The sequence below is a fragment of the Enterobacter sp. CRENT-193 genome (assembly GCF_002787395.1).
Lineage (GTDB): Bacteria > Pseudomonadota > Gammaproteobacteria > Enterobacterales > Enterobacteriaceae > Enterobacter > Enterobacter hormaechei_C.
The window spans coordinates 2,218,694-2,240,972 of the sequence record NZ_CP024812.1 but is presented as its reverse complement, the minus strand read 5'-3'; the positions used below and the strand labels follow the sequence as shown (position 1 = coordinate 2,240,972).

Genomic DNA, 22,279 nt, shown 5'->3' with positions numbered 1-22,279 from the left:
AGCCAATCGGGGAAGCGAAAAATTGCGAGCTAAGGCACAGAGAAGAAAAAGAAAATGCCCCTGCATAGCAGAGGCATTTGTGAGATTTGTTGCCGGGTTGCGGCGTTGCCTTACCCGGCCTACACGATCATAGGCCCGTGCAAAAAGTATTAACGCAGGCCTAACTGGAAGATCAGCGTTTCTGCTTCGCAGGCGAACACAAAGTCGATATCCAGCTGCACGCCGCCTTCCACTTCCGTGAAGGTGGATTTGATTTCACACGGATCGGATTCGACTTCACGCGCGCGCTGGCTCAGCGCGGCCAGCGTCTCTTCCGCTTCAGCACGGTTAGGGAATACGCGGCTGTAAGAGGCGGTGCAATCGGTGTTGTCCATAATGGTGCCAACATCCATACAGCAGCAAACCGGGGTTTCATCAGCACTGCATTTACTCATAGCTCAATTTCCTCTGTATTCGCGCAGGGCGCGAGATAAACACGATGCGTCTATTTTACGCCCCCGGACGAGCCCCCTCCAGCCGTTAATGGCGCAAAATCGGATAAGTGAGCAATATCACACTAAAAAATGATCTAAAACAAAATTCCCCTTTTCAGAGGAATCGCACTGGTCACAATTTTGCCAACCAGATCTCGTTTCAAGAAACATATCTGAAAATATTAATAAACAAACTTGCAACATCCCAGCTGGTCAGACCTATACTCTCGCCACTGGTCTGATTTGTAAGTCATACCTCAGACCCTACACTTCGCGCTCCTGTTACGGTATGTAACAATTATTGAATAAAAATAACTCAATGAGGTTATGGTCATGAGCCAGAAAACCCTGTTCAAACAAACTGCTTTAGCAGTTGCAGTGGCAATCGTCTCAACGTCCGCCTGGTCAGCGGGCTTCCAGTTAAACGAATTTTCTTCCTCTGGCCTTGGCCGTGCGTATTCCGGGGAAGGTGCGATTGCCGATGACGCAGGCAACGCGAGCCGTAACCCGGCGCTGATCATGATGTTTGATCGCCCTACCTTCTCTGCCGGTGCGGTTTACATCGATCCTGATGTCAATATTTCTGGCAAATCTCAGTTCACCGGCGCAGATCTGAAGGCGGATAACATTGCGCCGACCGCGTGGGTGCCTAACCTGCACTTTGTTGCGCCAATCAATGAACAGTTTGGTTGGGGTGCCTCTGTCACCTCTAACTATGGCCTGGCAACGGAGTTCAATAACAACTATCCGGCCGGGGAATACGGCGGTAAAACCGACCTGACGACCCTGAACCTCAACCTGAGCGGCGCATATCGTCTGAACGATAACTGGAGCTTTGGTCTGGGCTTTGATGCTGTCTACGCCGATGCAAAAATCGAGCGTTACTCCGGGGAGCAAACTGCTGCGCTGCCGAAAAACAGCAATAAAATTGCCAGCCTGAAAGGCGATGAATGGGGCTACGGCTGGAACGCCGGTATTCTGTATGAACTGGATAAAAACAACCGCTGGGGTCTGACCTACCGCTCAGAAGTGAAGATTGACTTCGATGGCGATTACAAAAGCGGCATCCTGAGCCCAGTCAACGGTATGGTACCGGGCGCAGGCACCACCATTCCATGGGGTACCTCGAATCAAACCGTACCGGGTTCACTGTCACTGCATCTGCCAGAAATGTGGGAAGTGTCAGGTTATAACCGCGTTGCGCCGCAGTGGGCTATTCACTATAGCCTCGCGTATACCAGCTGGAGCCAGTTCCAGGAGCTGAAAGCCACCGGCAGCAACGGCCAGACGCTGTTCTATAAAGACGAAAGCTTCCACGATGCTTACCGTATCGCACTTGGTACGACCTATTATATGGATGACAACTGGACGTTCCGTACTGGCGTGGCATTTGATGACAGCCCGGTACCGGCAGATAAGCGTTCTATCTCCATTCCGGATCAGGACCGTTTCTGGGTGAGTGCGGGGGCAACCTACGCGTTCAACGAGAATGCCTCTATCGACGCGGGCGTGTCGTACATGCATGGACAGAAAGTAACCTTCCAGGAAGGCCCTTACGAGTTTACCTCTGAAGGTAAAGCCTGGCTGTTTGGTACCAACTTCAACTACGCGTTCTAATCCCAACACGATTAAAAAAGGTGAGCATCGCTCACCTTTTTTATTTATTCCGAATCGATATCTTTTAATTCGTTCTCGATGGCTTTCGCGTTCGGATTATCTTCCGGCTTCAGCTTACCGCCGTTGGCAATAAAGTCATGGTTCTGGAAGTAGGCCTCGCGGACCATGATGTACGGATCGGAAGACTGACGCAGCAGACCGTCAGAGTCCAGCAGTTGCGCACGTGTTTCAATTCCTTCCACGGTCCATTTACCAATCGACAGCGGCCAGGTGAGCCATGACAGCACCGGATACAACGTATCCACCATGTCGCCGCCATCATCACGCACGGTAAAGCTGCCGTAGAATGGCAGGTGCACATACGGCCCATAACCTACGCCATAATGCCCCAGCGTGCTGCCGAAACGGTGCGGCTGTTCACGCTGTAATTTCGGGTTCGCCATGCCCGCGACATCAATTAAGCCGCCCATACCCAGCAGGGAGTTCAGGAAGAAGCGGGTGAAATGCACCATCCCCTGATACGGGTCGCCCTGGAGGAAGTAGTTGACCATAACCGCTGGCTCTTCCAGGTTACTGGTAAAGTTGCTCAGCCCGTTACGCGCCGGCTGCGGAACGTAGTCACGCCATGCCACGGCAACCGGACGAACCAGATACGGATCCAGCACATTATAGTTAAAGCTGTACATTGAACGGTTAAATCCTTCGAGAGGATCGGAGCGTCCCGTTTGCTCGCCAGAGCTGGCGCAGCCCACAAGCATTGTTACGCCCAGCGCAAGCGCCGACAGCCGAAGCTTCATAAATTTCTCCCTGTTCAATATGGCTATCGTTGAATGCCATCTGTGACGGAGCCGGTGATGCTCCGCCTGAAACGTGCAAGTGATTGTAACAGCACGCTTACCGATGTCTACGAGGACAATGACGACCCGCTCGCGTCATCACGCTAATTTCAGCATAGCCTGTCTTTCAGAATTCGTTTCGCTGGCAATTTTATATTGGCTTTGAAAGAGATGTCTCACCTTTATTGCCATTTACAGCAATTTAAGAGCATCCCCACGGGCAAGGCGCTAAAAGCCGCTACGCTTAAATGAGCAATTACCCCGAAGGAGCTGTTATGAAAGACATTAACGAAGAAAAAATTGGCGAGAACAATGAAGAACTTGAGATTGAAAGTGAGGAGAAAGACCGGGGAGAAGAGATAGAAGTCGATGAAGATCGCCTGCCGTCACGCGCCATGGCTATTCATGAGCATATTCGCCAGGACGGGGAAAAAGAGATGGAGCGCGACGCGATGGCCCTGCTGTGGTCAGCCATTGCAGCCGGTCTGTCAATGGGCGCCTCTTTGCTCGCCAAAGGGATATTTCACGTTCAGCTGGAAGGCGTACCGGGCGGGTTTTTGCTGGAAAATTTAGGCTACACGTTCGGCTTTATTATCGTCATTATGGCGAGACAGCAGCTTTTTACGGAGAATACCGTCACTGCCGTACTGCCCGTCATGCAAAATCCGACCCTCGGTAATTTCGGTTTACTGATGCGCCTGTGGAGCGTCGTGCTGCTGGGGAACCTCATCGGTACGGGTATAGCCGCCTGGGCGTTCGAGTATATGCCAATATTTGATGAACCGACCCGCGACGCATTTGTGAAAATTGGCATGGATGTGATGAAAAACACGCCGGTTGAAATGTTCTCTAATGCTATAATTTCCGGCTGGATCATCGCCACTATGGTGTGGATGTTCCCCTCAGCGGGCAGCGCGAAAATCGTGGTGATTATCCTGATGACCTGGCTTATCGCACTCGCCGATACCACGCACATTGTTGTCGGAACCGTTGAAATCCTTTATCTGGTATTTAACGGCACACTCCACTGGAGCGACTTTTTCTGGCCGTTCGCCCTGCCAACCCTCGCAGGCAACATTTGTGGCGGGACCTTTATCTTTGCGCTGTTGAGCCATGCGCAAATCCGTAACGACATGTCCAACAAGCGTAAGGCCGAGCTTAAGGCTCAGGAAAAAAAGGATAAAACTGCCGAAAAATCGGCGTGAACGGTGACTCTTTGACCAGTCAGGCGGCAATGCGCTTAACGAAAAGTGTAAATAACGCTATACTCTTGCCGCTTCGTCCCCTTAGTTAAATGGATATAACGAGCCCCTCCTAAGGGCTAGTTGCAGGTTCGATTCCTGCAGGGGACACTTCTGTCTTTCCTTACGCCCCCTTCCAAAGCTCCACGCAGTTTCGGCCACGCCGTTTCGCGCCGTATAAGGCTTCATCCGCCGCCTGAATCAATCGCTCGTAATCGGGATGCCCGTTGAACATCGCCACGCCTATCGAGAGGGAGAGCGGGATAATATCGCCGGTTGGGGAGTTAACCTTGATTTTTTCCACCCGCCTGCGGATACGCTCGGCGATTCGCAGCGCGTCCACCTCTGAGATTTCCGTTAGCACAATCAGAAATTCATCGCCGCCGTAGCGAAAAACGTAATCACAGGTTCGCACGTTGTCGTAGAACGCGCCGGAGACTTTTCGCAGGATCTCGTCCCCGGTATTGTGCCCCCAGGTATCGTTGATTTGTTTAAATTTGTCGACGTCAATCAGCAGCGTCGAGAGCTTTGTTCCCGCCCGGGTGGCGTGCAGGATTTCGCGTTTGAAGATGGTTGGCAGGAAACGGCGATTCAACAGGCGGGTCAGGACATCAACCCCCACCTCGTGTCGCGACACTTCGTCAAACAGTTCGCGCAAAAGCGTGATGATTTGCGAGAGCGTATTACGCATTCGCTGCAAGAATTTATCCCGCTGCGCTTTATCACTCAGACCCTGCCCTGAAAGACGGACCTCGTTAAAAAGGTCATCGAATTCCTGAATCAGACGAGAGATATGACCAGCCTCAGCGATCCCGCTGAAATAGTACCGACCTTTATGGCTAAACCACAGTCCAAATTCAGACTGCCCCAGCGGCAGACTGTTGCCGATACTGGAATTAAGCGTGATCTTATACAGAAGCACCATTTCCCATGACAGCAGCGCCGCGGTCTGTCTCTCCTTCTCCTCTTCTGCGTTCTCCATTAAGGAAAAGATGCGGTAATTTTCGTCCTCTTTCGCCGCATTGTTCTCGCTAAATACATAGGCCCGCGACATCACTTCCATGGCCAGATCGATACTGTTAATCGCGTAGTGATAAATATGCAGCTTCACCTCAGGCGAATGGGCGCTGGTAGTAATGACAGGTAACAGCAGCTTTTTCAGAACACGGAAGCCCATTTCAACTAAATCAACCGAAATACCAATACGGGCATGAACATCCGCAGCGCGCTGCTGCGCCCGCATCTGCTCTTCAACCTGCTCCACACGGCATGAGAGCACATCAATAAGCCAGCGACGAAGCGCCTCCTGAAGCTGCCTCTCCACCTGTTCGGTGGTCAGGAATTCAGCTGCCGACGGATCTGCCAGCACAACACGATAGAATTCAGCGACCAGGGGCGTTGCGTTGTCCCTGGCAAGCTCAGTCGCAAGCCGATGCACATCGGGATCGGTTTCATTAATTAGCTTCACCCATTCTTCTTTCACCGTTTGCAGGTAGGTTTCCATGGTCTGCACCTTCAGGAGGCATGCGGGAACGCAGATTTAACAATAGCAAAATCAAACCACTCCGCAATTGCCGCTTTTTTAAACAAAAACGAGTGATAGCTCATAATGTATAACGGTGCTACATTATGCCGCCCACCCAAGTCAGCAATGGCCAGGCAACGTCGTAAAGAACGGTAAAGCCTGCAACCATGACCTCGTCCTACGGTCTTAATGGCACGTGGTATCGCGAAGTCTGCGCTACCTTCACAGGCTTTACATAGGTTCCACTATTTTGTCTCAATCCAAATTTCAGCGGGCGTTTCTGCACCCGCGCTACTGGTTTACGTGGTTTGGCCTTGGCGTACTTTGGCTGCTGGTTCAACTTCCTTATCCCGTGATCCGTTTCCTGGGTTCGAAGCTCGGCAGCGCATCGCGTCACTTCCTTAAGCGTCGTGAGTCCATTGCCCGAAAAAATCTCGAACTTTGCTTTCCGCATTACAATGCGCAGCAGCGCGAAACGCTGATTGCGGAAAACTTTAAATCTATCGGTATGGCGCTGCTTGAAACCGGTATGGCCTGGTTCTGGCCAGACGAGCGTGTCCGTAAATGGTTTGACGTGGAAGGTCTGGATAACCTGAAACGTGCCCAGATGCAAAACCGCGGCGTGATGGTTGTGGGTGTGCATTTTATGTCGCTTGAGCTGGGTGGCCGCGTTATGGGCCTTTGTCAGCCGATGATGGCAACCTATCGCCCGCATAACAGCGCGCTGATGGAATGGGTACAAACGCGGGGCCGCATGCGTTCAAATAAGGCGATGATCAGCCGTAACAATTTGCGCGGTATGGTTGGCGCCCTGAAAAAAGGTGAAGCAGTCTGGTTTGCCCCGGATCAGGACTACGGTCCTAAAGGCAGCAGCTTTGCCCCTTTCTTTGCGGTTAAAGATGTCGCTACGACGAACGGTACCTTTGTGATTTCACGTCTCTCAGGCGCCGCGATGTTGACGGTGACCATGGTCAGAAAAGCGGATAAGTCAGGCTATCGTCTGCATATCTCCCCAGAGATGGCGAACTATCCTGAAGATGAGAGTGAAGCCGCGACCTTTATCAATAAGGTGATTGAGTTTGAGATTATGCGTGCGCCTGAGCAGTATCTGTGGATGCACCGCCGCTTTAAAACCCGTCCCCTGGGCGAAGCCTCACTCTATATCTGACCCCTTTCGAAGGTTAGTTTCGCTAAGAAACTAACCTTTTCAAACACCTGTAATCACAGTGCGTAACGGCTTTTATCGACCGTCGCTCAACAGGCATTTATTGCGTACCGAAATCAAACTGTCGCCGTTCCACGACACTCGTAAGTGTCGGAAATTATTTAAAAAAATGCCTCTTGTCACTCCTGAAATTTAGGCGTACATTAGCGCCGTCTGGCGACAGGAAAGCACAGAATTCAGAGCTGAAGTTAGCGACGTAACGGGATAATTCCGATTTCCCCTTTCGCATGATTTCAACTCTCTATACTCAGTTGGACTCTGTTTTTTTAATGCGTACCGGAAGATACGCGGAGCGATGAAACGTGAAATATTTCTTTATGGGCATTTCGGTTATTGTTTTAGTTTGGGCCGGAACGTTTGCTCTGATGATCTAGTTAAGAAAATGCAGTCAAAAAAACAGGCGCCGTTGGCGCCTGTTTTTTTTGGGGTCTGTTACGACTCGGGTTGTTCCGCAACGCTCTTCGCTGCAAGCAGGCCATCCGCACGGAACATGCTTTTAATGCCCCGCACTGCCTGACGAATACGGTCGCTGTTTTCAATCAGCGCGAAACGCACATGCGTGTCACCGTAGTCACCAAAGCCAATGCCTGGAGAGACGCAAACCTTCGCATCCTGAAGCAGTTTTTTGGCAAATTCCAGAGAACCCATCGCCGCATACGGCTCGGGGATTTTCGCCCAGACGTACATGGAGGCTTTAGGCATTTCCACCATCCAGCCTGCTTCATGAAGCCCTTTTACCAGCACATCACGACGGCGTTTGTACTGAGCGGCAATATCGAGCACGCACTGCTGATCCCCTTCCAGCGCCGCGATGGCCGCGACCTGTAACGGCGTAAAGGTGCCATAGTCATGGTAGCTTTTAATACGCGCCAGGGCACTCACCAGCGTTTTGTTTCCCACCATAAAACCAATTCGCCAGCCCGCCATGTTGTAGCTTTTCGACAGGGTGAAAAACTCAACCGCCACATCACGGGCACCCGGTACCTGCATAATTGACGGCGCTTTCCAGCCATCATAAACGATATCGGCGTAGGCGAGATCGTGTACCACCAGCACGTCGTAACGCTTAGCCAGCGCGACCACTTTCTCGAAGAATTCGAGTTCAACGCATTGTGCCGTTGGGTTTGACGGGAAACCGAGGATCATCATTTTCGGCTTCGGATAGCTTTCACGAATCGCCCGTTCCAGCTCGTTAAAGAAGTCGACGCCTTCCACCAGCGGGACAGAACGCACCTGCGCCCCGGCAATCACCGCCCCATAGATGTGAATCGGGTAGCTCGGATTCGGCACCAGTACGGTATCGCCGTGATCCAGCGTCGCCAGCATCAGGTGGGCCAGCCCCTCTTTGGAGCCAATGGTCACAATCGCTTCACTTTCAGGATCGATATCGACCTGATAACGATCCTGATACCAGCGGGAGATCGCCCGACGTAAGCGTGGAATGCCGCGCGAGGTGGAATACCCATGGGTATCGGGACGCTGGGCAACCGTGCAGAGTTTCTCAACGATATGCGGCGGCGTTGGGCCGTCAGGGTTACCCATACTGAAATCGATAATGTCTTCGCCGCGCCGACGCGCAGCCATTTTCAGTTCAGCAGTGATATTGAAAACATAAGGGGGGAGACGATCGATACGCGTAAAACGGCGTTCAGGACTGAATTCAGCCATAGATTCCTCAGAGTCACGTTAGCGCCCGGACCGTCCGAGCGACGCTGCCACCCGTGTGGCATGCTTAGAAAATAACCTGAAGAAAAAGAGGCTGTCGAGAGGATAACGGCAAAACAATATTTTGCTCTAAAACGGGAATGCGATTGCAGTGAAAAGCGGAACTCCTATCGCGAACAGGCAGTTTTAAGCTCTACAATTTAACACAATATTTTCAGTATCGTTACCTGACGTTTCTCCCCAAACGGAAAAGCGCCGGCTTTCAGTCAAACGCCATCAATCCCCTTTGAGACTTATGGTTTTTCCCCATTTGATAAATCTGATGGATAGCTGGTCATCAGGCCCTATGTTTTCTATCATAGATTTTTCCCGTTTTCCCAGGCCTGACCGTGCACGAAATCTTCAATATGCTCCTCGCGGTGTTCGACCGCGCGGCATTAATGCTGATCTGTCTCTTTTTCCTTATCCGCATCCGCTTGTTCCGCGAACTGTTGCATAAATCTGCCCATTCGCCAAAAGAGCTGCTGGCCGTCACGTTTATCTTTTCGATGTTTGCCCTGTTCAGCACCTGGTCCGGGGTGCCGGTAGAAGGCTCGCTGGTGAACGTGCGCATCATCGCCGTCATGTCGGGCGGGATCCTCTTTGGTCCCTGGGTCGGGATTATCACAGGCATTATCGCTGGCACCCATCGATACCTGATTGATATTGGCGGCGTGACGGCAGTTCCCTGCTTTATCACCAGCATTATTGCCGGGCTGCTCTCGGGCTGGATTAACCGCAAAATCCCGAAAAAGCAGCACTGGCGTGCAGGGATTATCGCGGGGATGGTCTGCGAAACGCTGACCATGATCCTGGTCATCGTCTGGGCGCCAACCGTTGCGCTGGGGCTGGATATCGTCTCGAAGATCGGTATTCCGATGATCCTCGGGAGCGTCTGTATCGGTTTTATCGTGCTGCTGGTGCAAAGCGTGGAAGGTGAAAAAGAGGCCAGCGCCGCGCGTCAGGCCAAGCTGGCGCTGGATATCGCCAACAAGACGCTGCCGCTTTTCCGGCACGTTAACGCCGAATCTTTACGTCAGGTTTGCGATATCATCCGCCGTGATATTCACGCCGATGCGGTCGCTATCACCAATATTGATCACGTGCTGGCTTACGTTGGCGTTGGTGAGCACAATTATCGCGACAGCGACGACACCATCAGCCCGACCACCAGACAGGCGATTAACTACGGAAAAATCATCATTAAAAACAATGACGAAGCCCACCGGACGCCAGAGATCCACTCAATGCTGGTGATCCCGCTGTGGGAAAAAGGCGTGGTCACGGGGACGCTGAAAATTTACTACTGTCATGCGCACCAAATCACCTCCTCGCTCCAGGAGATGGCGATTGGCCTGTCGCAGATCATCTCCACTCAACTAGAGGTTTCGCGTGCAGAGCAGCTGCGCGAGATGGCAAATAAGGCAGAGCTGCGCGCCCTGCAAAGCAAGATCAATCCCCATTTTCTGTTTAACGCGCTGAACGCTATCTCCTCTTCCATCCGTCTGAATCCGGACACCGCGCGGCAGCTGATATTTAATCTGTCGCGCTATCTTCGCTACAACATTGAGCTAAAAGACGACGAGCAGATCGACATCAAAAAAGAGCTGTATCAAATCAAGGATTACATCGCGATCGAGCAGGCTCGCTTTGGCGATAAGCTGACGGTCATTTACGATATTGATGAAGAGGTCAACTGCGTGATCCCAAGCCTGCTGATCCAGCCTCTGGTGGAAAACGCCATTGTTCACGGTATTCAGCCGTGTAAAGGCAAAGGCGTGGTAACAATTAGCGTAACGGAAAGCGGTAACCGCGTGCGTATCGCCGTGCGCGATACCGGGCACGGCATCGATCCGAAAGTTATCGAACGCGTCAAATCAAACGAAATGCCAGGCAACAAGATCGGACTGCTGAATGTGCATCACCGGGTCAAACTGCTGTACGGTGACGGGCTGCATATTCACCGCCTTGAGCCGGGCACCGAAATTGCCTTTTATGTTCCGAATGAGCGAACGCCCGTGAATGCCCCAATATCCTTGTTGCCGTAGGCCGGAGTAACAGATGAAAGTCATCATCGTAGAAGATGAATTTCTGGCTCAACAGGAGTTGAGCTGGCTTATCAAAACCCACAGCCAGATGGAGATTGTTGGCTGTTTTGAGGATGGTCTGGACGTGCTGAAATTTTTACAGCATAACCGGGTCGACGCGATATTCCTCGATATTAATATTCCGTCGCTGGACGGCGTCCTGCTGGCGCAAAATATCAATCAGTTCGCCCACAAGCCGTTTATTGTGTTTGTCACCGCGTGGAAAGAGCATGCCGTGGAGGCCTTCGAGCTTGAGGCGTTTGACTATATTCTAAAGCCGTACCAGGAGTCGCGTATTATCAGCATGCTGCATAAGCTGGAAGCCGCGTGGCAGCAGCAGCAGTCCTTACCCGCCAGTGCCAGCCCGGTAGCGCGGGAAAACGACACAATTAATCTGGTGAAGGACGAACGGATCATCGTCACGCCTGTCGACGATATTTACTATGCCGAAGCGCATGAAAAAATGACATTTGTCTATACGCGGCGTGAATCCTACGTCATGGCGATGAACATCACCGAATTCTGCAATAAACTCCCGGCCGCCCACTTCTTCCGCTGCCACCGCTCGTTCTGCGTCAACCTGAACAAGATCCGCGAAATCGAACCCTGGTTTAACAACACCTATATATTGCGGCTGAAGGATCTGGATTTTCAGGTGCCGGTAAGCCGCAGCAGAGTGAAAGAGTTCCGCCAGCTCATGCACCTGTAGCACGTTCCCTCTCCCGCAGGAGAGGGAAATGAGCGTCAGAGGATCTGACCAAGAACCTGACGCAGATGCGCGCCGGATCCCAGTAAGCCTGGGTTGTCGTGGACAATCAGGTAAACAGGAATGTCCTGGACATAGCTCCTGAAGCGGCCTTTGTCTTCGAAGCCGCCACGGAAGCCGGAGGCGGTAAAGAAATCGAGGAAGCGCGGCACGATCCCGCCCGCAATATAGACCCCGCCAAAGGTGCCAAGGTTCAGCGCCAGGTTGCCGCCAAAACGCCCCATGATGACGCAGAACAGCGACAAAGCACGGCGGCAGTCAATACAGCTGTCGGCCAGCGCGCGTTCGGTCACATCTTTCGGTTGCAGATTTTCCGGCAGACGACCGTCTGATTTGACAATCGCCCGATACAGGTTCACCAGACCCGGACCAGAAAGCACCCGCTCGGCCGACACGTGACCAATCTCGGCGCGTAGCTCCTCAAGAATAATGCCCTCTTCTTCGCTGTTCGGCGCAAAATCCACGTGACCGCCCTCGCCCGGCAGGCTGACCCAGCGTTTGTCGACGTGGACCAGGTGCGCCACCCCCAGACCGGTTCCCGCGCCGTAAACGGCAATCGGTTTGCCTTCAACCGGGGCCGTACCGCCGAACTGAATCAGATGCTCTGGTTTAAGCATTGGGATAGCCATGGAAACCGCAGTGAAGTCGTTGATAATTTCAAGGTGCGAGAAGCCGAGGTTTTTCCGCATTTCGGCAATTGAGAAGGCCCACGTGTGGTTGGTCATCGCCACCCAGTCGCCGGTAATCGGACAGGCGATGGCGATACAACCGTCTTCAACGCTCACTTTATGCTCTTCCAGATAGACGCGAACCACCGCTTCCAGGCTTGGGTAATCCAGCCCTGAATAGGTTTTCGCCTGAGAAATTTCACCGCTGTTCACATCGCACAGGGCAAGGCGCGCGTTGGTGCCGCCTACATCACCTACCAAAGCATACTTTGTCATTCTTCTACTGCTCCGCTAAAGTCAGAATAAATCTTTGGGACACTGTAAATTCAAGGCGTGATAACAACAACGACCAGAAGGTGACTGCCCATGGATTATCGATCTTCGTCACATAATAACTTTACCGTTTCAGCACCTTTTGCACTATTGCCACAATGCTGATTGTGCAAAGTAACGTTAAGCCGTTTTGTACAAGGAAATCATCATGCTCCATCCGCGAGCCAGAACCATGCTGTTATTGGCTGTCCCGGCGCTGATTATTGGCGTGGCGTCGAGCCTGGTGCTCATCGTCGTCATGAAAGTGGCGGCGGTGCTGCAAACGATTTTATGGACCGCGCTTCCGGTAAAACTCGGCATCAGCATTGACTCGCCGGGCTGGATCATGGTGATGCTGACCCTGACCGGGATTGCCGTAGGGCTGGTGATCCGCTATAGCCCGGGCCATGCCGGGCCGGACCCGGCACTGGAACCCTTGATTGGCGCGCCTGTCTCCCCCTCGGCTCTGCCGGGGCTTATCATCGCGCTGATAATCGGTCTTGCGGGCGGCGTAAGCCTCGGGCCTGAACATCCCATTATGGCGGTGAATATCGCGCTGGCGGTCTTTCTGGGGGCGCGTCTTTTCCCGCGCGTTGGCGCGCTGGACTGGACGATCCTGGCCTCCGCTGGCACCATCGGGGCGCTGTTTGGCACTCCGGTCGCGGCTGCGCTCATTTTTTCGCAAACGCTCAGCAGTGATCATGAGGTGCCGCTTTGGGATAAACTCTTCGCGCCGCTAATGGCCGCCGCTGCGGGAGCCCTCACCACCAGCCTGTTTTTCCATCCCCATTTTTCACTCTCCATTCCCCACTACGGCCAGATGCAACTCACCGATATTTTCAGCGGCGCCGTCGTCGTCGCGATCGCCATTGCGTTGGGGATGGTCGCGGTGTGGTGTCTTCCTCGCCTGCATCGCCTGATGCACAGGCTGAAGCATCCGGTGCTGATTCTGGGCATGGGGGGTTTTATTCTGGGCGTTTTAGGCGCTATCGGCGGGACGGTTACGCTGTTTAAGGGTCTGGACGAGATGCAGCAGCTGGCCTTCAGCCAGGTCTTCAGCGTCTCAGATTATCTGCTGTTCGCGCTGGTGAAACTGGCGGCGCTGGTGGTCGCGGCGGCCTGTGGTTTCCGGGGAGGTCGTATCTTCCCGGCGGTATTTGTTGGCGTCGCGCTGGGGCTGATGCTGCATGAGCACGTTGACGCTGTCCCTGCGGCGATTACCGTCTCCTGCTCCATTCTGGGGCTGGTACTGGTGGTCACGCGCGATGCGTGGCTGAGCCTGTTTATGGCGGCCGTTGTCGTGCCGGATACCACGCTTCTGCCGCTGCTCTGTATCGTGATGTTGCCCGCCTGGCTCCTGCTGGCGGGCAAACCGATGCTGATGGCATGGCGAAACGACAGGTAATCAGGCGTTATTGCGCGCCTCCAGCGCTTTGGTCAGCGCGCTCAGCAGCGGCGGAATATCGGCTTTCGGCAGCATGACCTCGATCAGCGAAAGCCGCTCATGGTGTGCCACTTTATCCAGCACCTCCGCCAGCGCTTCCGCTTCGCTGACGCGCCAGCACTCTGCCTGAGGCGCCAGGCTCAGCGCCTGCGGTATCTGCGTCCAGTTCCAGAGGGCAATATCGTTATAGCGCTGCTCCGGCCCGTGGATGGCCCTTTCCACCGTGTATCCTTCGTTGTTAAGCACCAGAATAATCGGGCGCTGCTTGTCGCGCAGCATGGATCCCAGCTCCTGAATGGTCAACTGCGCGGCGCCGTCGCCCGTCAGGACAATCACGCGTCGATTCGGACACGCCGTTTGCGCGCCAAACGCCGCCGCCAGCGTGTAGCCAATCGATCCCCACAGCGGCTGGACGATAAAGTTCACGTCCGCCGGTAAACGCAGATCGATAGCGCCGAAAGCAGACGTCCCCTGGTCAGCCAGAATAATGTCTCCGGGGCGAATAAACGTTTGCAGGGTACGCCAGAAGCTCTCCTGAGTCAGCGCCCCTTCAATAGTCGGGAACGAAAAGCCGCTGTGATCCGATGGCGCTCGCGTATCACGAACATAGGTTTTACACAGCGCTGTCAGCGTTTCAATGGCCTCCCTCATCGGGATACCCGTAAACCAGACGTCGCCGACGCGGGACGCGTGAGGCTGAACCTCTATCGTCTGGTCTGGCGTAAGCTGGTGGGTAAATCCGGCAGTGAGCGTATCGGTAAAGCGCGTGCCAATGCACAGCACCGTATCAGCACCCTCGATGGCCTCTTTGACCGGCGCGGCGCTCGCCGATCCGCTGTAGGTGCCGTAAAAACCGCTCTGTCGTTCGTCAAAAATTCCCTTGCCCATCAGCATGGTGGCGTGTGCCATCGGCACCTCTTTCACCCACGTCTGAAGGGCCGCGCGCAGACCGTGGCGGAGTACCAGGAAGTCCGCTAACAGCGCGGTGCGTTTGCTCGTAGACAAGCGCTTTTCGGCAGCCTCACGGAACGCCTGCAAGCAGGCTGAATCGGCCGGTGCGGGGTTAACAGTGAGAGCGCTTACAGGAGGTGTAGCGGCTTTTTTCGCCACATCGGCGGGCAGCATCAGATAGCCCGGACGGCGCTCCCGCAGCATGGTGGTCAGGACTCTGTCAATTTCATAGCAGGCGTTTTGTTCCGTAAGCACCGCCTGCGCAACGGTGATGGGTTCGCTCATATGATAGAAGTGGCGGAACTCGCCGTCGCCCAACGTATGGTGCAGTAACTCTCCTCGCTGCTGCGCCGCCATACCCGGGGCCCCTACAATATGGAGGACGGGAACATGTTCGGCAAAGCTGCCCGCCACACCGTTCATGGCGCTTAACTCCCCAACGCCGAATGTCGTCAGGAGTGCGGCAAAGCCCTTACAGCGGGCATAGCCGTCTGCGGCGTAAGACGCGTTCAGTTCGTTGGCACAGCCCACCCAGCAGATGTCCGGGCTGTCTATCACGTGATCGAGAAATTGCAGGTTATAGTCGCCCGGCACGCCAAACAGATGATCGGCACCACAATCTGTTAGTCGGTCCAGCAGGTAATCGGCGACGCAATAGGGGGTACGCATATTATAAGTGTCCTTCTGACGTTGACCTCACTCTGAGTATTAAATAAGCGTGAAGCGTGTCCAGAATTGACGACAATCAGGGGCTGGAAAGAATGCTTTACGAAAAAAGCTGCGCTATGCTCATTTTCTTCAGATTAGTGTAAACGTATACACGGATGTTTCTTTCCAGCGCCAGAGGTCTCACAAATGGGTTATCAGCCTGACAAAAATCGTTATCAGACAATGCAATATCGCCGCTGTGGGCAAAGCGGTCTTAAGCTTCCCGCCATCTCGTTGGGGCTGTGGCATAATTTTGGCGACGCGACGTTGCTCGAAAACAGCCGTCAACTTTTACAGCGTGCTTTCAATTTGGGTATTACGCATTTTGACCTTGCCAATAATTACGGCCCGCCTCCTGGTTCGGCCGAACGTAATTTTGGGCGCATTTTGCAGGAGGATTTCCTGCCCTGGCGCGATGAGCTGATCATCTCCACTAAAGCGGGCTACACCATGTGGGACGGGCCTTACGGTGACTGGGGCTCGCGTAAATATCTGATCGCAAGCCTGGACCAGAGCCTCAAGCGTATGGGGCTGGAGTATGTCGATATCTTCTATCACCACCGCCCGGATCCACACACGCCGCTACGTGAAACCATGAAAGCGCTTGACCATGTGGTGCGTCAGGGCAAAGCGCTGTACATCGGTCTGTCCAACTACCCGGCAGAAATGGCACGGCAGGCGATTGAAATAATGGAGGATCTGGGCACGCCATGTTTGATCCACCAGCCGAAGTACTCCATGTTTGAACGTGCGCCTGAAGAGGGGTTGCTGGACGTGTTGCAGCAAAAAGGGGTGGGATGTATCCCCTTCTCTCCACTGGCGGGCGGACAGTTGACCGATCGCTATCTGAACGGCATCCCAGCGGATTCTCGCGCAGCAAGCGGCAGTAAGTTCCTTAATCCAGAACAGATCACCGACAAAAAGCTGGAAAAGGTACGTAAGCTGAATGCGCTGGCGGAAAAACGGGGGCAAAAGCTGTCGCAAATGGCACTGGCCTGGATCCTGCGCCACGATGCGGTGACATCCGTGCTCATCGGCGCAAGCAAGACCGGACAAATTGATGATGCAGCAGGCGTGCTTGAAAATTGTCGGTTCACGGCAGAAGAGCTCAAGACGATAGATACGATCCTGTCCAGTTCAGATTAAAAACACTTTTAGCAAAAAGTGCTCTCGTTCATGATTTAGGAGTTGAGGCGATGAAACGAATGTTTACCAACTCGTAAAATTGCGTTAACAGGTCGCACAGCGGCCCCGATCGTGAAGGAGAAGAGTATGTTCAGGTCACTGATTCTTGCAGCGGTATTACTGGCTTCGGCCCCGCTGGTCGCCAATGCGGGCGAAATCACCCTGTTGCCATCGATTAAATTACAAATTGGCGATCGTGATGACTACGGCAGATACTGGGACGGTGGCTACTGGCGCGACCGTGACTACTGGCATCGCCATTATGAATGGCGTCAAAACCGCTGGTGGAAACACGATAACGGCTATCACCGTGGCTGGGATAAGCGTAAGGCTTACGAACGCGGCTACCGCGAAGGCTGGAAAGATCGTGACGACCGCCGTGGCGGCTGGGGTCACGGAAAAGGCAGAGGCCACGGTCACGGCCATCACCATTAACAACAAAAAGGAGCCTTCCGGCTCCTTTTTCTTTTACAGGCCTGCGGCTGTGCCTATCAGCAACCACAAGTTTAACGCCACCACCACGACCACAATGGCCCACCCGGCGCGTTTCACCCACGTCGAATTCACCAGATCGCCCATCAGTGATTTGTTGCTGGTGAAGATCAGCAGCGGCACCAGCGCCAGCGCAATCCCGAAACTCAGCAGCACCTGACTCATCACCAGAATGCGGGTCGGATCCAGCCCCATCAGGATCACAACAAAGGAAGGCAGCATCGTGACCGAGCGGCGAACCCACAGCGGAATATGGAAACGTACGAACCCCTGCATCACCACCTGCCCGGCCAGTGTCCCCACAACCGTAGATGAAAGGCCCGCAGCAACCAGGCTTAAACCAAAAATAGTGGCAGCGGCATGACTCAGCAACGGCTCCAGCGTCAGGTAAGCCTGGTCAAGATCGGCAACCCCGGTGTGCCCGTTAAAGTGGAACGCGGCGGCGGCGGTGGCCATCATCGCCAGATTCACAAATCCGGCAATGGTCATCGCGATAGCCACATCCCATTTCGAGGCGGAGTAGCGCTCTTTACTCGTCCCGCCATGCAGATTCTGGGTTAATGAAGAGTGTAGATAAATGACGTGCGGCATAATGGTCGCCCCCAGCACCCCGGCAGCCAGAAAAACGGCTTCAGAAGTAGGTAACGACGGGATCACCATCCCTTTCGTCAGCTGCGCCAGATTCGGCTGGGAGAAAATCAGCTCAACAATATAGGCGGCAGCGACGAACAGCAGCAGGCCGCCGATGACTTTCTCCAGCGGTTTTTGCCCCCGCCGCTGGAGCATCAGAATCAGGAAAGTGGCGATACCGGTCAGCACGGCCCCCTGAAGCAGAGAGACGCCCAGAATAAGCTTAAAGCCGATCGCCGCCCCGATAAACTCGGCGAGATCGGTGGCCATGGCGATAATTTCCGCCTGAACCCAGTAAAACCAAACTGCCGGACGTGGATAATGATCGCGGATTTGCTCCGCCAGGTTTTTTCCGGTAGCAATACCCAGCTTCGCGGAGAGCATCTGAATCAGCATCGCCATCAGATTGGCCCAGACCACAACCCACAGCAGTTTATAGCCGAAACTGGCCCCGGCCTGAATGTTGGTCGCAAAATTACCCGGATCGATGTAGCCAATCGCGGCAATGAATGCCGGTCCCATTAATGCGAGCCGCAGCTTGCGTGCCGCTCTGCCGCTGCTACTCTCTACGCGACTATTCGTCATTTCTGCCTCTGGAAATATAGCCTTTGCTATGTTTTATGCTATCAAAATGAGAATGATTATCAAGTTCATTTGAAATGGTTAACATGATTTCTCTGATAGCCAGGAACGATAGACAGGCAGGTGGAGCAAGGTCACAGAATGTGAAAATGCGCAGACATTTGTGAAGCGTAGCACACAAACTTAACTTTTCACTCATTTACCTAACATAACAAAAATGTATTGTTGATCACTATTTTTGAGACTCGTCACAGGATGTAACTATAGTGTGGGCTTGATCTCGTTTTCTTTGTGCTTGTTACATAGAATGTGCACGGAAATTAAACCTGCCTCATATTTGGAGCAAATATGGACCGCGTCCTTCATTTTGTCCTGGCACTTGTTGTCGTTACTGCACTTGCATTGCTGGTCAGCACAGACCGCAAAAAAATTCGTATTCGCTATGTTGTCCAGCTGCTGGTCATTGAAGTTTTACTTGCGTGGTTCTTCCTGAACTCCAACGTAGGCCTCGGCTTCGTGAAAGGCTTCTCCGAAATGTTCGAAAAACTGCTCGGATTTGCCAACGAAGGGACCAACTTCGTCTTTGGCAGCATGAACGATCAGGGCCTGGCCTTCTTCTTCCTGAAGGTACTCTGCCCTATCGTCTTCATCTCTGCCCTGATCGGTATCCTTCAGCACATCCGCGTTCTGCCGGTGGTTATCCGTGCGATCGGCTTCCTGTTATCGAAAGTTAACGGCATGGGTAAACTGGAATCCTTTAACGCAGTCAGCTCACTGATCCTCGGTCAGTCTGAGAACTTCATTGCGTATAAAGATATCCTCGGCAAGATGTCCCGTAACCGCATGTACACCATGGCGGCAACCGCAATGTCTACCGTTTCCATGTCTATCGTGGGCGCGTATATGACCATGCTGGAACCAAAATACGTGGTTGCGGCCCTGGTTCTGAACATGTTCAGCACCTTTATCGTTCTTTCGCTGATTAACCCGTACCGCGTGGATGCCAGCGAAGAGAACATTCAGATGTCTAACCTGCACGAGGGGCAGAGCTTCTTCGAAATGCTGGGTGAATACATTCTGGCGGGTTTCAAGGTTGCAATTATCGTTGCCGCGATGCTGATTGGCTTTATCGCGCTGATCGCTGCGCTGAACGCCCTGTTTGCGGCCGTACTCGGTATCTCCTTCCAGGGTATTCTGGGCTACATCTTTTACCCGGTTGCCTGGGTGATGGGCGTGCCCGCTCACGAAGCGTTGCAAGTGGGCAGCATCATGGCAACGAAACTGGTATCCAACGAATTCGTGGCGATGATGGATCTCCAGAAGATTGCCAGCACACTCTCCCCACGTGCGGAAGGGATCCTGTCCGTCTTCCTGGTCTCCTTCGCGAACTTCTCTTCCATCGGTATCATCGCTGGCGCGATTAAAGGCCTGAACGAAGAGCAGGGTAACGTGGTTTCTCGCTTTGGCCTGAAGCTGGTTTACGGTTCAACGCTGGTGAGCGTCCTGTCTGCCTCTATTGCAGCACTGGTTCTCTAATTCATACCGCGTAATAAAAACCGGGAGTCCTCGCTCCCGGTTTTTTTATGCTTCCAGCGCCGCCAGAGGCTGGGGTTTACCAATCAAATAGCCCTGCAAATAATCTACGCCAAATTGCAACAACATCTCGCGTTGTTCAGCCGTTTCCACATATTCAGCCACCACACACAGCGATTTCGTTTTTGCCATGTTGCAAATGGACTGCACGATCATCGCATCCATGCTGTCGGTGCAGATATCTTTCACGAAGCAACCATCGATCTTAATGATATCGGCCTCCAGCCGCTTCAGGCGCTCAAAGTTGGCATAGCCGGTACCAAAGTCGTCTATGGCAATGCGGAAGCCGTAATCACGCAGCTGCTGAATATTTTTGATGCTGCTTCCCGAGTCTGAGAAAGCCTGTTCCTCGGTGATCTCAATGATGATATTTTGCGGCGCAATGGCGTAGCGTTCAAAAAGCGCGATGATCTCAGCCGCAATCTCATTTTGCATCAGCGTCAGCGGCATTAGATTGACGGAGAAGCGCGTTCCTGCACGTCCGGACGGATGGCTGCGCATCCACATCAGCAATTTTTCCAACACGTTCAGGTCAAACCGGTGGCTCAGGTTGAACTGAGCAATCAGCGGAATAAAGCGGTCAGGGGTGATGATCTCGCCATCGCTTTCCAGCCTGGAGAGGATTTCAAAGTACCCTTCTCCGCGCGCGTTGTGAATTGGCTGGGCGTAAAGGTGAAGACCGCCAATATCAAGGGCGCGTTTTATGCGGGCCAGCATTAGCACCCTGTCCGTCGTCTGACCAGAGACATCATCCAGACTGTTGGTTAACGCCAGAACGTTATGCCCGCCACAGGATTGCTCGGACAGCCAGCTCAGCTGACCCAGCGTGTGGTGCAGGCTTTCCCCATCCGGCACTTCGCCCCAGGAGGCGCCAAACTCAATGTCGAGCTCAGTCTTGTTCCAGACAATCTTACGGCTGTTCAGATGATCAACCATATATTGCAGACGTTCAGCCGTGCCCGGACCCAACAAGACCACCACCAGCTCACTGCCTGGCAACTGAAAGAGCTTCTCGTCTTTTTGCAATAACGGTTGCAGCGACGCGGTGATCATCTTTTTACAGTGTACACGCATGAGGATGCCGTAATGACGGCTCAGAAATTCCAGATTATCCAGGCGCAGGCAGCAGATTTTGGCTTCGGGATGGTGCTGTAAAAACACTTCCAGCGCACGAATGTTAGGCAGACCGGTGAGCGGATCGGTAAGCGCCCTCTCCTGCCACCCCTGTTTCAGCCATTCACTTTTCTGATAGATCCGCGACATGTAAAGCAGGCAGATGGCGAAAGAGATCAGTACCGACAAGATAAAGGAGAGCGAGTGGCCCGATTCAACGCCATTAAGAAAATTATAATTGTAGGTCAATAGCATGAGCGCCGAGGCCGCCCAGAGTAAAGAGATGAGCGCATAGCTCAGACGACCAATCCCCAGGGTAAAAAGAATAAAAACGATTGGCATCAAATAACCAGCAATAAACTGTGACTCGAAAGGCGCGCACAAAATAGCGATCATCGAGACCAACAGCATCAGCCACACAACGATAAATAACACTTTTTTGTGACAAAAGAGGGGCTTCACGCTTCGCCGCCAGAATGTTCGGGCATACCGGGGATTAATTATCATTCTTAACGGGTAGTAGAACATCATGGTGAAAATCAGGGCGGCACAAATCAGGCTTTGAATATCGATAACGTTATAAATTGCAGAGCCTTCGCCGAAATAGGAGGAGATTGTCACCGGAAAATCAAATAAATATCCCGCCAGATACATCGATAATTTGATGCCTACAGGAACCACAAATCCGAGCCAGAAAATACGTATACCGATGTACTTATTCGGGATGCTGTGTCGCCAGCGTTTGCCCAGCATCAGACGGATGACGCCACAGGCAGCGAAGACGGCAAACGTCTGACAAATTAATAACACGGAAGATTGTAGTAATGCTAAATCAAAGTAATAAATGTTAGTAACACTAAATCCAATCAGTAAAGGAATGATTGCCCGACGTCCAAATAACAATACGATGGCGAGCATGGCGCTTAAGGGCAACCACGCTAAATAAACATCATTTTCGTTGACGATAGCGCGCGGGGAGATATAACGGGAAAAGGGGATCGTAATCAGGCTTAACGCCAGGACAATCATAAATATTTTTACATTATTGTAAATTTTTCTATTCATTAATCCGTGTGATCTATTTAACCATCGTCTTATTGACCGGATGGATAATAGGTTTATTAATT

General features: G+C 52.9%; 18 protein-coding genes and 1 tRNA gene. 11 read left to right on the top strand and 8 right to left on the bottom strand.

Translation table 11 applies throughout. The annotated features are described in order from the left end of the window. Positions 1–149: 149 nt before the first annotated feature. On the bottom strand, positions 150–434 hold the full coding sequence (locus CU081_RS11065) for a YfcZ/YiiS family protein (RefSeq protein WP_003861368.1): 285 nt from the start codon (positions 432–434) through the stop codon (positions 150–152). A 372-nt stretch (positions 435–806) separates the two neighbouring features. On the opposite strand from CU081_RS11065, the gene fadL reads away from it, so the two are divergent. Continuing rightward, positions 807–2,090, top strand: coding sequence for a long-chain fatty acid transporter FadL (gene fadL, locus CU081_RS11055; RefSeq protein ID WP_003861367.1), 1,284 nt, complete (start codon positions 807–809; stop codon positions 2,088–2,090). A gap of 44 nt (positions 2,091–2,134) precedes the next feature. Here the strand turns inward: fadL and mlaA are convergent, their stop codons facing one another. Beyond that, a complete protein-coding gene (gene mlaA, locus CU081_RS11050) occupies positions 2,135–2,887 on the bottom strand; it encodes a phospholipid-binding lipoprotein MlaA (protein ID WP_003861365.1) in 753 nt (250 codons plus the stop codon). A 314-nt stretch (positions 2,888–3,201) separates the two neighbouring features. Between mlaA and CU081_RS11045 the strand changes: the two genes are divergently transcribed. Together CU081_RS11045 and CU081_RS11040 are read left to right on the top strand one after the other, a co-directional pair. Then, positions 3,202–4,131, top strand: a complete 930-nt coding sequence (locus CU081_RS11045; RefSeq protein ID WP_003861364.1) for a formate/nitrite transporter family protein — start codon at positions 3,202–3,204, stop codon at positions 4,129–4,131. 75 nt (positions 4,132–4,206) lie between these two features. Continuing rightward, positions 4,207–4,278: transfer RNA gene (locus tag CU081_RS11040), tRNA-Arg, on the top strand. 13 nt (positions 4,279–4,291) lie between these two features. Here CU081_RS11040 and CU081_RS11035 read toward each other — a convergent pair. Further along, positions 4,292–5,671, bottom strand: a complete 1,380-nt coding sequence (locus CU081_RS11035; RefSeq protein ID WP_022651549.1) for a diguanylate cyclase — start codon at positions 5,669–5,671, stop codon at positions 4,292–4,294. 268 nt (positions 5,672–5,939) lie between these two features. Between CU081_RS11035 and lpxP the strand changes: the two genes are divergently transcribed. Both lpxP and ypdK read left to right on the top strand, forming a co-directional pair. After that, entirely contained in the window at positions 5,940–6,860 is a 921-nt protein-coding gene (gene lpxP, locus CU081_RS11030; RefSeq protein ID WP_086527955.1) for a kdo(2)-lipid IV(A) palmitoleoyltransferase, read from the top strand. A 359-nt stretch (positions 6,861–7,219) separates the two neighbouring features. Next, positions 7,220–7,291, top strand: coding sequence for a membrane protein YpdK (ypdK, locus tag CU081_RS11025; protein ID WP_099458937.1), 72 nt, complete (start codon positions 7,220–7,222; stop codon positions 7,289–7,291). Between the two features lie 58 nt (positions 7,292–7,349). On the opposite strand, the gene alaC is transcribed toward ypdK, so the two are convergent. Beyond that, positions 7,350–8,585 (bottom strand): alanine transaminase, encoded by a 1,236-nt coding sequence (alaC, locus tag CU081_RS11020; RefSeq protein ID WP_017383460.1) that lies wholly within the window; start codon positions 8,583–8,585, stop codon positions 7,350–7,352. Positions 8,586–8,971: 386 nt separating this feature from the next. Between alaC and CU081_RS11015 the strand changes: the two genes are divergently transcribed. Both CU081_RS11015 and CU081_RS11010 read left to right on the top strand, forming a co-directional pair. Further along, positions 8,972–10,669: a sensor histidine kinase gene (locus CU081_RS11015; protein ID WP_003861356.1), complete on the top strand. Its 1,698-nt coding sequence runs from the start codon at positions 8,972–8,974 to the stop codon at positions 10,667–10,669. Between the two features lie 13 nt (positions 10,670–10,682). Continuing rightward, on the top strand, positions 10,683–11,417 hold the full coding sequence (locus tag CU081_RS11010; protein ID WP_022651550.1) for a LytR/AlgR family response regulator transcription factor: 735 nt from the start codon (positions 10,683–10,685) through the stop codon (positions 11,415–11,417). 35 nt (positions 11,418–11,452) lie between these two features. On the opposite strand, the gene glk is transcribed toward CU081_RS11010, so the two are convergent. Continuing rightward, entirely contained in the window at positions 11,453–12,418 is a 966-nt protein-coding gene (gene glk, locus CU081_RS11005; protein ID WP_003861352.1) for a glucokinase, read from the bottom strand. A 205-nt stretch (positions 12,419–12,623) separates the two neighbouring features. Here glk and CU081_RS11000 point away from each other — a divergent pair, with 205 nt between their 5' ends. Beyond that, positions 12,624–13,859, top strand: coding sequence for an ion channel protein (locus CU081_RS11000; protein WP_003861350.1), 1,236 nt, complete (start codon positions 12,624–12,626; stop codon positions 13,857–13,859). Here CU081_RS11000 and ipdC read toward each other — a convergent pair whose 3' ends face one another. Beyond that, positions 13,860–15,518 carry an indolepyruvate decarboxylase gene (gene ipdC / locus CU081_RS10995; protein ID WP_022651551.1) on the bottom strand — a complete coding sequence of 553 codons (1,659 nt, stop codon included), beginning with the start codon at positions 15,516–15,518 and terminating at the stop codon, positions 13,860–13,862. It abuts the gene before it with no gap. Between the two features lie 186 nt (positions 15,519–15,704). Between ipdC and mgrA the strand changes: the two genes are divergently transcribed. Then, complete coding sequence (gene mgrA, locus CU081_RS10990) at positions 15,705–16,703, top strand: L-glyceraldehyde 3-phosphate reductase (RefSeq protein WP_022651552.1); 999 nt, start codon at positions 15,705–15,707, stop codon at positions 16,701–16,703. Between the two features lie 126 nt (positions 16,704–16,829). After that, positions 16,830–17,177, top strand: coding sequence for a DUF2502 domain-containing protein YpeC (gene ypeC / locus CU081_RS10985; RefSeq protein WP_003861345.1), 348 nt, complete (start codon positions 16,830–16,832; stop codon positions 17,175–17,177). Between the two features lie 33 nt (positions 17,178–17,210). On the opposite strand, the gene CU081_RS10980 is transcribed toward ypeC, so the two are convergent. Then, a complete protein-coding gene (locus tag CU081_RS10980) occupies positions 17,211–18,449 on the bottom strand; it encodes an Nramp family divalent metal transporter (protein ID WP_003861343.1) in 1,239 nt (412 codons plus the stop codon). 345 nt (positions 18,450–18,794) lie between these two features. On the opposite strand from CU081_RS10980, the gene nupC reads away from it, so the two are divergent. Beyond that, positions 18,795–19,982: a nucleoside permease NupC gene (gene nupC, locus CU081_RS10975; protein ID WP_003861341.1), complete on the top strand. Its 1,188-nt coding sequence runs from the start codon at positions 18,795–18,797 to the stop codon at positions 19,980–19,982. 45 nt (positions 19,983–20,027) lie between these two features. On the opposite strand, the gene CU081_RS10970 is transcribed toward nupC, so the two are convergent. After that, a complete protein-coding gene (locus CU081_RS10970) occupies positions 20,028–22,217 on the bottom strand; it encodes an EAL domain-containing protein (RefSeq protein ID WP_022651553.1) in 2,190 nt (729 codons plus the stop codon). Positions 22,218–22,279 lie beyond the last annotated feature (62 nt).

Coding starts and splice junctions, on each gene's coding strand:
- ipdC (WP_022651551.1), bottom strand. CDS start 15,518: ATGCGTACCCCCTATTGCGTCGCCGATTACCTGCTGGACCGACTAACA.
- fadL (WP_003861367.1), top strand. CDS start 807: ATGAGCCAGAAAACCCTGTTCAAACAAACTGCTTTAGCAGTTGCAGTG.
- alaC (WP_017383460.1), bottom strand. CDS start 8,585: ATGGCTGAATTCAGTCCTGAACGCCGTTTTACGCGTATCGATCGTCTC.
- CU081_RS11000 (WP_003861350.1), top strand. CDS start 12,624: ATGCTCCATCCGCGAGCCAGAACCATGCTGTTATTGGCTGTCCCGGCG.
- CU081_RS11010 (WP_022651550.1), top strand. CDS start 10,683: ATGAAAGTCATCATCGTAGAAGATGAATTTCTGGCTCAACAGGAGTTG.
- CU081_RS11065 (WP_003861368.1), bottom strand. CDS start 434: ATGAGTAAATGCAGTGCTGATGAAACCCCGGTTTGCTGCTGTATGGAT.
- nupC (WP_003861341.1), top strand. CDS start 18,795: ATGGACCGCGTCCTTCATTTTGTCCTGGCACTTGTTGTCGTTACTGCA.
- ypeC (WP_003861345.1), top strand. CDS start 16,830: ATGTTCAGGTCACTGATTCTTGCAGCGGTATTACTGGCTTCGGCCCCG.
- CU081_RS11035 (WP_022651549.1), bottom strand. CDS start 5,671: ATGGAAACCTACCTGCAAACGGTGAAAGAAGAATGGGTGAAGCTAATT.
- CU081_RS10970 (WP_022651553.1), bottom strand. CDS start 22,217: ATGAATAGAAAAATTTACAATAATGTAAAAATATTTATGATTGTCCTG.
- CU081_RS11045 (WP_003861364.1), top strand. CDS start 3,202: ATGAAAGACATTAACGAAGAAAAAATTGGCGAGAACAATGAAGAACTT.
- mlaA (WP_003861365.1), bottom strand. CDS start 2,887: ATGAAGCTTCGGCTGTCGGCGCTTGCGCTGGGCGTAACAATGCTTGTG.
- glk (WP_003861352.1), bottom strand. CDS start 12,418: ATGACAAAGTATGCTTTGGTAGGTGATGTAGGCGGCACCAACGCGCGC.
- mgrA (WP_022651552.1), top strand. CDS start 15,705: ATGGGTTATCAGCCTGACAAAAATCGTTATCAGACAATGCAATATCGC.
- CU081_RS10980 (WP_003861343.1), bottom strand. CDS start 18,449: ATGACGAATAGTCGCGTAGAGAGTAGCAGCGGCAGAGCGGCACGCAAG.